Below are 13,824 nucleotides of genomic sequence, written 5' to 3' on the forward strand. Positions count from 1 at the left end.
TATGGAGTTCATGACTTTATGCGGTTTGCCCGGCGACTGTCCGGTAATCGGATAGTCGGAAGATCCATTTACAGCGTACGGATCCGGCCACTCCATTTCAGGCGGCTTTCCGTACTCGTGGCGTGATCCCGGCCACACACCGTGAACCACACCCCCAGGCCGTACGTGATCCATGGCGGGGCCCTCGCATACGGGGGTGGCGAGGGCCCCCGGACACCCGCCCACGCCCCTTTCCCTGACGTCGGCGTCAAGGAATACGGTCGGCCCATGCGCATCGGCGAACTGGCGAAACGGGCCGGGACCAGCACCCGCACGCTGAGGTACTACGAGTCGCGCGGTCTCCTGACCGCCCGGCGGACCGGCAACGGCTACCGCGACTACGACGAGGACGACCTGCGGCTCCTGCTCCAGATCCGTACCCTCCAGGGCTTCGGCTTCGACCTGGAGGACACCCGCCCCTTCGTCGACTGCCTGCGCGACGGCCACCCGGCCGGCGACAGCTGCCCCGCCTCGCTCGCCGTCTACCGGCGCAAGCTCGCCGAGCTCGACGGGCTGATCGGCCGGCTGGCCGACGTACGCGAGCAGGTCGCGCACCAGTTGGCGGCGGCTGAGGAGGCCGCCGGAGAGGCACAGCCGCGCTGCGAGATGACCGGCTGGGAGAGGGGAACACGATGATCCACGCCAAGGGTGTGGCCGAGGTGACCGACGCGGACTTCGCGACGGAGGTGCTGGCCGAACGGGACCGCGCCGTCCTGGTGGAGTTCACCGCGGACTGGTGCGGCCCCTGCCGCCAGCTCGCCCCCGTGCTGTCCGCCGTGGCGGCCGAGCAGGCGGGGCGCCTCAAGGTGGTGCAGATCGACGCGGACTCCAACCCCGGGGCCGTCACGCGCTACGGGGTGCTGGCCATGCCGACCATGCTCCTCTTCCGCGAGGGCGAGCCCGTCCGGCAGATCACCGGCGCCCGCCCCAAGCGCCGCCTCCTCCTAGAGCTGGAGGAGGCGCTCGTCACGGCCTGAACCAGAGCGTCGCCATCGGCGGGAGCGTCATCCGCAGGCTCTTCCCGCGCCCCTGGGCCGGCACCGGCTCGGGGCGCAGCGGGCGTTCGTGGTGGACGCCGCTCCCGCCGTACACCTCCCGGTCCGTGTTGAGGACCTCCCGCCACAGCGGGACCTCCTCCGGCACCCCGATCCGGTACCCGTGCCGGACCACCGGCGAGAAGTTCGACACGCACAGCAGCGGCGAGCCGTCGCCCGCGTACCGCAGGAACGCGAAGACGTTGTCGTCGGCGGCGTCCGCCTCCACCCACGCGAAGCCCTCCGGCACCGAGTCCCGCTCCCACAGCGCGGGCGCCGCCGTGTACGCCCGGTTCAGGTCGCCCACCAGCTCCCGTACCCCCCGGTGGTCCCCGGCCGCCGGGTACGAGGAGTCCAGCACCCACCAGTCCGGCCCGTACGTCTCCGACCACTCCGAACCCTGCGCGAACTCCTGCCCCATGAACAGCAGCTGCTTGCCCGGGTGGGCCCACATGAACCCCAGGTACGCCCGGTGCGTGGCCCGCTGCTGCCACCAGTCGCCCGGCATCTTCGACACCAGCGACCGCTTGCCGTGCACCACCTCGTCGTGCGAGATCGGCAGCACGTAGTTCTCACTGAACGCGTACACCATCCCGAAGGTCATGTCGTGGTGGTGGTACTTGCGGTGCACCGGCTCCTTCGACACGTACCGCAGCGTGTCGTGCATCCAGCCCATGTTCCACTTCAGCCCGAAGCCCAGGCCGCCCGAGTCCGTCGGCCGGGTCACCCCGTTCCAGGCCGTGGACTCCTCGGCGATCGTCACCGCGCCCGGGCAGCGCCGGTAGACCGTCGCGTTCATCTCCTGGAGCAGCGCCACCGCGTCCAGGTTCTCCCGGCCGCCGTGTTCGTTCGGCGACCAGTCGCCCTCGTCGCGCGAGTAGTCCAGGTACAGCATCGAGGCCACCGCGTCCACGCGCAGCCCGTCCACGTGGAACTCCTGGCACCAGTACACGGCGTTGGCCACGAGGAAGTTGCGCACCTCCTTGCGCCCGTAGTCGAACTCCAGCGTCCCCCAGTCGGGGTGCGCGGCCCGGCGCGGGTCCTGGTGCTCGTACAGCGCCCGCCCGTCGAACTCGGCCAGCGCCCAGTCGTCGCGCGGGAAGTGCGCGGGCACCCAGTCGACGATCACCCCGATCCCGGCCCGGTGCAGCGAGTCCACCAGGAACCGGAAGTCGTCCGGGGTGCCCAGCCGCGAGGTCGGCGCGTAGAAGCCGGTCACCTGGTAGCCCCACGAGCCGCCGAAGGGGTGCTCGGCGACCGGCATGAACTCCACGTGCGTGAAGCCCAGCTCCTTGACGTACGAGGGCAGCTGCTCGGCCAGGCTGCGGTAGCTCAGCCCCGGCCGCCACGACGCCAGGTGCAGCTCGTACACCGACATCGGCGACTGGTGCACCGGCCGCAGCCCCCGCGCGGCCATCCACCGGGCGTCGCCCCACTCGTAGCGGGACGCCGTGACCACCGAGGCGTTGGCCGGCGGGACCTCCGCGTGGCGGGCCATCGGGTCGGCGCGCAGGGTGTGTCCGCCGTCCGGGCGGGTGATGTCGTACTTGTACAGGGTCCCCTCGCCCACGCCCGGCAGGAACAGCTCCCACACCCCGGTCGAGCCCAGCGAGCGCATCGGGTACGCCACCGGGTCCCAGTACGAGAAGTCCCCGCTGACCCGGACGCCCTGCGCGTTCGGCGCCCACACCGTGAACCGGGTGCCGGCCACGCCCTGGTGCTCCATGACCTGCGAGCCCAGCGCCGTCCACAGCTCCTCGTGCCGGCCCTCGCCGATCAGGTGCAGGTCCAGGTCGCCGAGGGTGGGCAGGAACCGGTACGGGTCGTGGACCTCGATCTCGTCGCTCTCGTACGCCACCAGGAGCCGGTAGTCCGGTACCCCGGTCAGCGGCAGCACCCCGGAGAACAGCCCGTCCCCCTCGTCGAGGAGCTCGGCCCGCAGCCCCTTCGCCACGACGGTGACGGCCTTGGCGTACGGGCGCAGCACCCGGAAGGCCACCCCGTCCCGCTGGGCGCGGGCGCCCAGCAGCGCGTGCGGGTCGTGGTGGCGGCCCTCCAGCAGCCGGGCCCGTTCCCCCGCCTCCAGCGCGGGGGCCGGACGGACCCCGTGCGGTGGGGCGGCGCGGCGGGCGCGCGGGGTGCGGGGGCGTTTCGCGTTCGCGGACTCGGGGGCCGCCACGGCTTCCTCGCGGGCGGTCGGTGACGGCTGTCGTGCGGCGCTCACGCGAGCGGCCTCCTCGGGGGCTTCGGGTGGGGTGTGGTGCCGGGTACGGGCGGGGGCATGCGGTGGGCGGGGCGTTCGGGCGCCGACAGCCGGCGGATCGCCGCCATCGGGACGTGCAGCCAGTCGGGGCGGTGCCGGAACTCGTAGCGGGCCTCGTACACCGCCTTGTCGGTCTCGTACGCGCGCAGCAGGACCGGGTCCTCGCGCGGGTCGCGGCCGGTGGTGCGGGCGTAGCCCTCGCAGAACGCGGCCCGGCAGGCGTCGGCCCAGGCGGGGGCGAAGGGCCGGTGGGAGCGGGCGGCGTAGTCGAAGGAGCGCAGTATCCCGGCGATGTCGCGGACGGCCGGTTCGGGGCGGCGGCGGTCGGCCAGCGGGCGGGCGGGCTCGCCCTCGAAGTCGATCAGGGCCCAGCTGCCGTCGGCGGTGCGCAGGGTCTGGCCCAGGTGGAGGTCGCCGTGGATGCGCTGGGCGGGCACCCCGGCGCCCCGGGAGGCGGCCAGGGCGTCGAAGGCGCCGCGCAGCCCGGCCTCGTAGGGCCGCAGCGCGGGGACCTCGCGGGCGGTGGCGGCCAGCCGGGCGGTCATCCCGGCGGCGAGCCGGGCGGTCTGCTCGGGGCCCAGGGCCAGGGTGGGCAGGGCGTCGGCGAGGGCGCTGTGCACCTCGGCGGTGGCCCGGCCCAGGGCGTGGGCCTCGGCGGTGAAGTCGGCGCCGGCGCCGAGCCGGCGCAGGGCCAGCTGCCAGCCGTCGTCGGAGCCGCGCAGGTAGGGCTGGAGCACGCCGAGGGTCAACGGTTCTCCACCGTCGGGCGCGGCCTCGTACCAGGCGACCGGGGCCGGGACGCGGGAGCAGCCGGCGGCGGCGAGCGCTCTGGGCAGTTCCAGGTCCGGGTTGATCCCGGGGCCGACCCGGCGGAACACCTTCAGGATGTACGTGTCCCCGTAGATCAGCGAGGAGTTGGTCTGTTCCCCGGACAGCGGGCGGGGGGTCAGGCCGGGTTCGATCGGGGTGTCCGGGTCCCGGTCGAAGCGGAGGGGGCCCAGGGTGCCGGGGGAGCGCAGCCGCTCCAGCAGCAGGGCGGCGAGCCGGGGGTCGCCCAGGGCGGCGTACACCGCCATGCCGGCGTACGGGCCGGAGCCCGGGTGTCCGATCAGGGCGGGGGCGAGGGCGGGCGGCAGCGGGGATGGGCGGATGCCCAGCAGCACTTGGTAGCAGTCCCCGTCCACGTCGAGCAGCAGGTGCAGCAGTCCCGGGCTGGAGCCCGGGGGTAGCAGCTCGGCCGCCGAGACGGGCCGCAGCCGGCCGATCCCGCGTCCCTTGCCCGCGAACCAGCGCTGCGCGGGCAGCCATTCCCTCAGCATCGGTTCGAGCGGGCCGATCCCGGCGGCCCGGTCGGCCGCCAGCCGGCTCCGGGCGGATGCAGCCTCCGACATGGCGTCGCGTCCTTTCCCCGGGCCGTCACAGAATGCGCAGAGTGTCCCGGATGTGCGGCAGTTGCTTCTCCGGTAAGTGCGAGTGTCGGGTCAGGATGCTCCGTACAGGGGCGGGCGTTGACCCGTTGGAGTGCCCGCCCCGTTCCGGTACGCGCAGGTTCGCGCGACTGGCCTAACGCCGGCGCCTACTCCCGGCGCAGGCGGAACCAGTAGAAGCCGTGGCCCGCCAGGGTCAGCAGGTACGGCCACTCGCCGATCGGCGGGAAGCGCACGTCACCCGTGAGCTCCACCGGGACCCGCCCGTTGAACGACCTCAGGTCCAGCTCGGTGGGCTGCGCGAAGCGCGAGAAGTTGTGCACGCACAGCACCAGGTCGTCCCCGTACTCGCGCAGGAACGCGAGGACGGCCGGGTTGGACGAGGGCAGTTCGGTGTACGAGCCGAGTCCGAAGGCGGGGTTCACCTTGCGGATCTCGATGAGCCTGCGGGTCCAGTGCAGCAGTGAGGAGGGCGACGCCATGGCCGCCTCGACGTTGGTGACCGTGTACCCGTAGACCGGGTCCATGATGACCGGCAGGTTCAGCCTTCCCGGATCGCAGGAGGAGAAACCGGCGTTGCGGTCGGGGGTCCACTGCATGGGCGTGCGCACGCCGTCGCGGTCGCCCAGCCAGATGTTGTCGCCCATGCCGATCTCGTCGCCGTAGTAGAGGATCGGCGAGCCGGGCAGGGACAGCAGCAGGGCGGTGAACAGCTCGATCTGGTTGCGGTCGTTGTCCAGGAGCGGGGCGAGGCGGCGCCGGATGCCGATGTTGGCGCGCATCCGGGGGTCCTTGGCGTACTCGGAGTACATGTAGTCGCGCTCTTCGTCCGTGACCATTTCGAGGGTGAGCTCGTCGTGGTTGCGCAGGAAGATGCCCCACTGGCAGCGGTCCGGGATCGCCGGGGTCTTGGCCAGGATCTCCGAGACGGGGTAGCGCGACTCGCGGCGCACGGCCATGAAGATGCGCGGCATGACGGGGAAGTGGAAGGCCATGTGGCACTCGTCCCCGCCGGTCGCGTAGTTCCCGAAGTAGTCCACGACGTCCTCGGGCCACTGGTTGGCCTCGGCGAGCAGGACGGTGTCCGGGTAGTGCGCGTCGATCTCCGCTCTGACCCGCTTGAGGAGCTCGTGGGTGCGCGGCAGGTTCTCGCAGTTGGTGCCCTCCTCGGCGTACAGGTAGGGCACGGCGTCGAGGCGGAAGCCGTCGATGCCGAGGTCCAGCCAGAAGCGGAGGGCGGAGACGATCTCCTCGACGACGGCCGGGTTCTCGTAGTTGAGGTCCGGCTGGTGCGAGAAGAAGCGGTGCCAGTAGTACTGCTTGCGGACCGGGTCGTACGTCCAGTTCGAGGTCTCGGTGTCGATGAAGATGATCCGGGCGTCCTGGTACTGCTTGTCGTTGTCCGCCCACATGTAGTAGTCCCCGTAGGGACCGTCCGGATCCTTGCGGGACTGCTGGAACCACTCGTGCTGGTCGCTGGTGTGGTTCATGACGAAGTCGATGATCACCCGCATGCCGCGGCTGTGCGCGGCGTCCACGAACTCCACGAAGTCGGCGAGGTCTCCGAACTCGGGGAGCACGGAGGTGTAGTCGGAGACGTCGTAGCCGCCGTCGCGCAGCGGCGAGGCGAAGAACGGCGGCAGCCAGAGGCAGTCGACGCCCAGCCACTGGAGGTAGTCCAGCTTCTGGGTGAGCCCCTTGAGGTCCCCGACGCCGTCGCCGTTGCTGTCGTGGAAGGAGCGGACGAGGACCTCGTAGAAGACGGCCCGCTTGAACCAGTCGGGGTCGCGGTCCTTGGCGGGGGTGTCCTCGAAGGTGTCGGGGACGGGATCGTTGATCATCATGTGGTGGGTGACCCTCCGGTGGGCGGGGACGGTCGCAGAGCGGCCAGGACGTGCGCGGGCGTACGGCCCGGTTCCAAACGCACGTAGTTCGCCCTGCCCCAGTGATAGGTCTCGCCGGTGAGCTCGTCGCGCACCGCGAGGGACCCGTGCCAGTCGAGGCCGAGTACCGGCATGTCCAACGAGACCGTCGCCTCCTGGGTGTGGTGCGGATCGAGGTTGACGACCACCAGTACGGAATTGCCACCCGCGTGCTTCGAATAGGCGATCACCTGTTCGTTGTCGGTCGCGTGGAAGTGGAGGTCCCGCAGCTGCTGGAGGGCCGGGTTGCGCCGGCGCAGCCGGTTCAGGGTGGTGATCAGCGGGGCGATGGTGCGGCCCTCGCGGTCGGCGGCCGCCCAGTCGCGCGGGCGTAGCTCGTACTTCTCGGAGTTCAGGTACTCCTCGCTGCCCTCGCGCACCGGCTCGTTCTCGCACAGCTCGTAACCGGCGTAGACGCCCCAGGTGGGGGAGAGGGTGGCGGCGAGGACCGCGCGGACCTCGAACGCCGGGCGGCCGCCCTTCTGGAGGTACGCGTGGAGGATGTCGGGCGTGTTGACGAAGAAGTTCGGCCGCATCACGGAGGCCGAGCGGGTCCCGGACAGCTCGGTCAGGTACTCGGTCAGCTCCGCCTTGGTGTTGCGCCAGGTGAAGTACGTGTACGACTGCTGGAAGCCGACCGAGGCCAGCGCCCGCATCATGGCCGGGCGGGTGAAGGCTTCCGCCAGGAAGATCACGTCGGGGTCGGACTTGTTGATGTCCGCGATCACCTTCTGCCAGAAGACGACCGGCTTGGTGTGCGGGTTGTCCACCCGGAAGATCCGGACGCCGTGGTCCATCCAGTGCCGCAGGATCCGGCAGGTCTCCTCGACGATCCCGGCCATGTCGGTGTCGAAGTGGACGGGGTAGATGTCCTGGTACTTCTTCGGCGGGTTCTCGGCGTAGGCGATCGTCCCGTCGGCGCGGTGGCGGAACCACTCCGGGTGCTTGTCCACCCAGGGGTGGTCCGGGGAGCACTGCAGGGCGAAGTCGAGGGCGATCTCCATGCCCAGTTCGCGGGCCCGCGCCACGAAGGCGTCGAAGTCCTCCAGCGTCCCCAGGTCGGGGTGGACGGCGTCGTGCCCGCCCTCCGGGGAGCCGATCGCCCACGGCACCCCGGGATCCCAACTTCCGGCCGAAAGCGTGTTGTTGGGGCCCTTGCGGTAGGTCGACCCGATCGGGTGGATCGGCGGCAGGTACACCACGTCGAAGCCCATGGCGGCAATGGCCGGAAGCCGGCCGGCGGCGGTCCGGAACGTGCCGCTCACCGGAGCCGAGCCGGGCTCCACCACCGCTCCCTCGGAGCGGGGGAACATCTCGTACCAGGATCCGAAGAGGGCCCGCTTGCGTTCGACGAGCAGGGGCAGCGCCTTCGCGGAGGTCACCAGCTCCCGGTACGGGCGCCGCGCGAGCGCCGCGTCGACGGCCGGGGCGAGCGCGGCCGCGTGGCGCACCTCCACGGGCAGGTCCTCGTCGCGCATCGCGTCCGCCGCGGCCAGCACGGCCTCGCGCCCGTCGCGCTTGGGAACCTTGGCGGCCGCCCGCTCGTAGAGCTCGGCGCCCTCCAGGAACACCAGCCCGGTGTCGATGCCCGCCGGGATCTTCACCGCGGCGTGGGCCCGCCAGGTGGCCACCGGGTCGCTCCACGCCTCGACGGTGTACGTCCACCTCCCCTCGACCTCGGCGGAGACCCGGGCCCCCCACCGGTCGGTACCGGGGGCCAGCTCGCGCATCGGGACCGGCGGGCGCAGCCGCCCGCTCGGATCACGCAGGACCACATGGGCGGAAACGGCGTCGTGACCCTCCCGGAAGATGGTGGCGGAAATCTCGAAGACCTCGTCCACCACCGCTTTGGCGGGTCTGGCGCCGCAGTCGACGGCGGGGAGGACGTCCAGCACGGGAATGCGACCGATCATGATGGGATCACCTGAAGGCAGTTCGCAGGACTCGGTGACGGGCCAGCCGGAATCACGGCTGGTAGTGCACGCTCTGTTCGCTCTGTTTCTAGCCGCTCGGAAGACGGCTGGGCTGCGGGCATGGCCGCTCCTGTCCGCGTTCACTCGGGTGGCGGGAGAAGGTCGGGGGAGGGTGCTGCCGTGCGTGTACCGCGTGTACCCGCTCAGCCCTTCCCAATCTCCCGGCGCCCAATCCGTGCTGTCGGTCAACTACTCGTACGTAGGGAGCGCCCCATTCCCCAAGGGTCCGCTCGACATCCGCCGAGGCTCCGTCAAGTCGGCGAGGACCAAGTGACGTCCAACGAGGCACCCCCGCACCCCTCGCCCCGCTGACCCCACCGGCCCCTGGGGGCGCCCCGCTGCCGGACGGCGTCCCGCTCGCCGACCGCCCGCGACTGACGGGGTTTCAGCACTTCGGAAGGGGTCACCCGGGCGCCCGATCCGCGCGAGAATGCGCGGCATGGGTCTGACCGAGCAGCTCGTGCATCCCGACCCCCGGCAGCGCGAACGGGCCGCGCGGCGGGTGAGCGGCGCCGTGTGGGACCCCGGCTCGGAGGAGGAGCTGGCCGGGGTGCTCGTCGAGGCCGCCTGCGCCGAGGAGGACCCCGGCGCGCTGGAGGCACAGCTCGGCGCGCTCGTCGCCGTCGAGGGCGGAGTCAGCGACCTCGGGCTCCGGCGACTCGGCCGGATCTGGCCCGCCCCGCCCGCGCTGGAACGCCTCCTCGCGCGGGCCGGACGGCTCCAGGTCTCCGCGCCCGTCACCCCCGGCGGAACCGCCACCCTCGCCGTGGTGCGCTGCCTGCGCGGGGCGCCGCGGACCGGCTCGCGGCTGCGCACCCCCGACGGGGCGTGGGTGGTGCTGGAGCGCATCGAGCTCTACGGACGGGCCGTCGAGCGGCTCGACGCCGGCAGCACCGCCCGGGTCCTGCTGACCGGGGCCGGGGCGCGCGGGCTGGAGGAGTGGGACCGGCTCGACGCCGACCCCCGCGCCCGCGAGTGCGTACGGCGGCTGCGGGACCCCGACCCCCGGGTGCGGAGCCTGGCCGCCGACGAGGCCGCCGACTGGCCCGACGCCTGGGACGCCGACGCCGGCCGCCGGCTGTGCGCCGCCCTGGCCCGCGCCGCCGTCGCCGAGACCGACCCCGAGGCGCTGGAGAGCGAACTGCACGCCCTGCTGCGGCTGGGGTACTTCGTCTCCGCCCCGGTCCTGGTCCTGCTCCGCGGCCTCGAACGCGATCTCGTACCGCCCGCGCTGCGCCCGTACCTGGCGGACCTGTTGGACGAACGGCCGCCCGGCGACCGGATCCCGCAGTAGATTTCCGGAGGCGTTGCGCGCCCGCACAGCGTGGTGCGGCCGCTCCGATCCGTCATCCCCTGCGAAGGTGGAACACGTGAAGGCTATCCGTCGATTCACCGTGCGCCCCGTCCTCCCCGAACCCCTCATGCCACTCGCCGAGCTCGCGCGCAACCTGCGCTGGTCATGGCATACGGAAACCCGCGAACTCTTCCACTCCGTCGACCCCGAGGGCTGGCAGGCAGCCGGCGGTGATCCCGTCCGGCTGCTCGGTGCCGTCCCCGCCGCCCGGCTCGCCGAACTCGCCGCCGACCGGCGCTTCCTGCGCCGGCTCGCCGTCGCGGTCGCCGACCTCGACGACTACGTCCACGGCGGCAGGTGGTACCAGACCCACCAGAACAGCGGCGGCCTCCCCGCCGCCATCGCCTACTTCTCTCCGGAATTCGGCATCACCGCCGCCCTTCCCCAGTACTCCGGCGGGCTCGGGATCCTCGCCGGCGACCACCTCAAGGCCGCCAGCGACCTCGGCGTCCCGATCATCGGCGTCGGCCTGCTCTACCGCCACGGCTACTTCCGCCAGTCCCTCTCCCGCGACGGCTGGCAGCAGGAGCACTACCCCGTCCTCGACCCCCACGAGCTGCCCCTGTCCCTGCTCCGCCAGGAGGACGGCACCCCCGCCAGGGTGACCCTCGCCCTCCCCGGCGGACGCTCGTTGCACGCGCACATCTGGCAGGCCCGCGTCGGCCGCGTCCCGCTGCTGCTGCTCGACTCCGACGTCGAGGACAACGACGCCGGCGCCCGCGAGGTGACCGACCGGCTCTACGGCGGCGGCAGCGACCACCGCCTCCTCCAGGAGATGCTCCTCGGCATCGGCGGCGTCCGGGCCGTCCGCGCCTACTGCCGCATCACCGGCCACCCCGACCCCGAGGTCTTCCACACCAACGAGGGCCACGCCGGCTTCCTCGGCCTCGAACGCATAAGGGAACTGGAAGGGGAGCGCGGCCTCGGCTTCGACGCCGCCGTCGAGGCCGTCCGCGCCGGGACCGTCTTCACCACCCACACCCCCGTCCCCGCCGGCATCGACCGCTTCGAGCGCTCCCTCGTCGCCCGCCACTTCGGCGAGGGCGGCGAACTGGCCGGCGTACCCGTCGAACGCGTCCTGGAGCTCGGCGCCGAGTCCTACCCCGGCGGCGACCCCGGCGTGTTCAACATGGCCGTCATGGGCCTGCGCCTCGCCCAGCGCGCCAACGGGGTCTCCACCCTCCACGGCGCCGTCAGCCGCGGCATGTTCGCCGGGCTCTGGCCGGGCTTCGACCCGGCCGACGTGCCCATCACCTCCGTGACCAACGGGGTCCACGCCCCGACCTGGGTCGCCCCCGAGGTGATGCGGCTCGGCGCCCGACAGATCGGCCCCGGACGCACCGAGGACGCCCTCGCCGTCGGCGGCTCCACCCGCTGGGACGCCGTCGCCCAGATCGCCGACCAGGACGTGTGGGACGTACGGCGCTCCCTGCGCGAACAGCTGGTGCAGGAGGTACGGGACCGGCTGCGCACCTCCTGGAAGCAGCGCGGCGCCGCCGACGCCGAGCTCGGCTGGGTGGACACCGTCCTCGACCCCGACGTGCTGACCATCGGGTTCGCCCGGCGCGTCCCCTCGTACAAGCGGCTCACCCTGATGCTGCGCGACCCCGAGCGGCTGCGCCGCCTGCTGCTGGACCCCGACCGTCCGGTGCAGATCGTCGTCGCGGGCAAGGCGCATCCGGCGGACGACGGCGGCAAGCGGCTCGTCCAGGAGCTGGTGCGCTTCTCGGACGACCCGCGCGTGCGCCACCGGATCGTCTTCCTCCCGGACTACGGCATGGCGATGGCGCAGAAGCTCTACCCGGGCTGCGACGTCTGGCTCAACAACCCGCTGCGGCCGCTGGAGGCCTGCGGGACCAGCGGGATGAAGGCCGCCCTCAACGGCTGCCTCAACCTGTCGGTCCTGGACGGCTGGTGGGACGAGTGGTTCGAGCCCGACTTCGGCTGGGCCATCCCCACGGCCGACGGGCTCGGCACGGACGAGGAGCGGCGTGACGACCTGGAGGCGGCCGCGCTCTACGAGCTGATCGAGAACCGGGTCGCGCCCCGCTTCTACGACCGCTCCGGCCGCACCGGGCTGCCCGACCGGTGGATCGAGATGGTCCGGCGCACCCTGGTGTCCCTGGGCCCGAAGGTGCTCGCGGGGCGGATGGTACGGGAGTACGTGGAGCGGCTCTACGCCCCCGCCGCGCTCTCCCACCGCGCCCTGACCGCCGACGCGGCCCGGGACCTGGCCTGGTGGAAGGGCCGGATCCGGGCGGCCTGGGCGGGGGTGGCCGTGGAGCACGTCGAGGCCGTCGCCGCGACACCGGTGGGCGGCACCGCCGAGCTCGGGGCCACCCTCACGCTGCGGGTGCGGGTGGCGCTCGACGCGCTCGCGCCCGAGGACGTGGAGGTGCAGGCCGTCGCGGGACGGGTCGACGCCCAGGACGTGATCAAGGACGGCCGGGCCTTCCCGCTCAAGCCCGCCGCCGGTCCCGACCTGGAGGGGCGCTGGGTGTACGAGGGCCCGCTCGCCCTCGACCGGACGGGCCCCTTCGGCTACACGGTACGGGTCCTGCCCACCCACCCGCTGCTGGCGAGCCCGGCCGAACTGGGCCTGGTCGCGGGCCCGGTGGCGGACCCCGACCCGTCGGGCGGCGTCCTGCTGCGCTGACGCCCGGAGCCGGGAGGGGTCAGGGGGCGGGCGGCGGGTCCACCAGCCGCCCGTCCTCGACCAGCATCCCGGCCCGCTTGAGGGTCCGCAGGTTGGGGATCACCTCCACCTGCCCGATGCCGGGCACCGCGCCGATCCGCTCGGTCAGGTACGTGTACAGCGCGTCGGTGTCCCGGCACAGCACCACCGCCAGCAGGTTCGCCGCCCCGGTGATGGCCGCCGCGAACGGCACCTCCGGGTGGCTCCCCAGGGCGGCCCCCACCTCCGCCAGCCGGGCCGGCGGCACGGTCAGCAGCAGGGAGGCGTCCGCCTCGAAACCCAGGTGCTCCGGGATGATCTCCACGTCGAAGTAGACCGCCCCGCGCTCCCGCAGCCGCTCCAGCCGCCGCCGGGCCGTGGACTCCGACAGGCCCGAGGCCCGGGCCAGCTCCGGATAGCCGGCCCGGCCGTCGCGGCGCAGGACCGCCAGCAGCGCCAGCTCGGCCTCGTCGAGGGCGTAGCGCGCCTCCTCGTACTCCGGCGCGGGCGGCGGCGGCCGCAGGGCCGCGGCCTGGTCCGGGCGCAGCCCCGCCAGCCCCGCCCAGACGCCGGGTCCGCCGATGTACTTGCGCAGCACGGTGTGCGCGCTGATGGCCGTCACCCTCCGGGTACGGGGCAGCTTCTCCAGCAGCAGGGCGTCCCGGTCCTCGCGGGTCCGGGCCCGGGTCATGCAGTGGATCTCCGTACCGCCCGAGTTCAGCGTCACCCACGCGATGTCCGGCCGCCGGGCCAGCGCCTCGGCCACCGCGAGCGCCGCGTCGGGTGCGCACTGCACGCGCAGCCAGGACTCGAACAGCCCGACGCGGCCGCCGACGGGCAGTCCGACGACCCGCAGCAGGCCGTTGCCGCGCAGCCGGTGGTAGCGGCGCACCACGGTCTGGTCGGAGACCTCCAGCACCTCGGCGAGCCGGCTGAAGGGGGCCCGGCCGTCGAGGGACAGGGCGTGGGCGAGGACCCGGTCGAAGGCGTCCAGCTCGGTCGGACGGCTCCCGGGCCGGAGTGTGGGATGCATGGTTCCCATCATCGCAGGGGCGCCGATGGGAGGAATCCTGCGCGGCGGTGCTTCCGGGTGGGTGATTCGGGAATCCGCTGCCACGGTGGGGCGACCCACAGACCG

9 protein-coding genes are annotated in these 13,824 nt (G+C 72.8%); 4 read left to right on the top strand and 5 right to left on the bottom strand.

The window, feature by feature from the left end:
• Positions 1 to 267: 267 nt before the first annotated feature.
• Positions 268 to 675 (top strand): MerR family transcriptional regulator, encoded by a 408-nt coding sequence (locus ACZ5NJ_RS29735; RefSeq protein WP_468768777.1) that lies wholly within the window; start codon positions 268 to 270, stop codon positions 673 to 675.
• On the top strand, positions 672 to 1,016 hold the full coding sequence (locus ACZ5NJ_RS29740; protein ID WP_468768779.1) for a thioredoxin family protein: 345 nt from the start codon (positions 672 to 674) through the stop codon (positions 1,014 to 1,016). The genes ACZ5NJ_RS29735 and ACZ5NJ_RS29740 overlap by 4 nt, the downstream gene beginning before the upstream one ends.
• On the opposite strand, the gene glgB is transcribed toward ACZ5NJ_RS29740, so the two are convergent.
• The 4 genes from glgB to ACZ5NJ_RS29760 form a co-directional block, all read right to left on the bottom strand.
• Positions 1,006 to 3,297, bottom strand: coding sequence for a 1,4-alpha-glucan branching enzyme (gene glgB, locus ACZ5NJ_RS29745; RefSeq protein WP_468768780.1), 2,292 nt, complete (start codon positions 3,295 to 3,297; stop codon positions 1,006 to 1,008). The two genes, ACZ5NJ_RS29740 and glgB, sit on opposite strands and share 11 nt — an antisense overlap.
• Positions 3,294 to 4,727, bottom strand: coding sequence for a maltokinase N-terminal cap-like domain-containing protein (locus tag ACZ5NJ_RS29750; RefSeq protein WP_468768781.1), 1,434 nt, complete (start codon positions 4,725 to 4,727; stop codon positions 3,294 to 3,296). The genes glgB and ACZ5NJ_RS29750 overlap by 4 nt, the downstream gene beginning before the upstream one ends.
• Before the next feature lie 185 nt (positions 4,728 to 4,912).
• Entirely contained in the window at positions 4,913 to 6,607 is a 1,695-nt protein-coding gene (gene treS / locus ACZ5NJ_RS29755; RefSeq protein WP_468768782.1) for a maltose alpha-D-glucosyltransferase, read from the bottom strand.
• Entirely contained in the window at positions 6,604 to 8,598 is a 1,995-nt protein-coding gene (locus tag ACZ5NJ_RS29760; protein ID WP_468768784.1) for an alpha-1,4-glucan--maltose-1-phosphate maltosyltransferase, read from the bottom strand. The genes treS and ACZ5NJ_RS29760 overlap by 4 nt, the downstream gene beginning before the upstream one ends.
• Before the next feature lie 499 nt (positions 8,599 to 9,097).
• Here ACZ5NJ_RS29760 and ACZ5NJ_RS29765 point away from each other — a divergent pair, with 499 nt between their 5' ends.
• Positions 9,098 to 9,952: a hypothetical protein gene (locus ACZ5NJ_RS29765; protein ID WP_468768786.1), complete on the top strand. Its 855-nt coding sequence runs from the start codon at positions 9,098 to 9,100 to the stop codon at positions 9,950 to 9,952.
• A gap of 76 nt (positions 9,953 to 10,028) precedes the next feature.
• Complete coding sequence (gene glgP, locus ACZ5NJ_RS29770; protein ID WP_468768788.1) at positions 10,029 to 12,668, top strand: alpha-glucan family phosphorylase; 2,640 nt, start codon at positions 10,029 to 10,031, stop codon at positions 12,666 to 12,668.
• 19 nt (positions 12,669 to 12,687) lie between these two features.
• Here the strand turns inward: glgP and ACZ5NJ_RS29775 are convergent, their stop codons facing one another.
• Positions 12,688 to 13,719, bottom strand: a complete 1,032-nt coding sequence (locus ACZ5NJ_RS29775) for an Lrp/AsnC family transcriptional regulator (RefSeq protein ID WP_468768790.1) — start codon at positions 13,717 to 13,719, stop codon at positions 12,688 to 12,690.
• Positions 13,720 to 13,824 lie beyond the last annotated feature (105 nt).

The sequence above is a fragment of the Streptomyces sp. NPDC032091 genome (assembly GCF_055580265.1).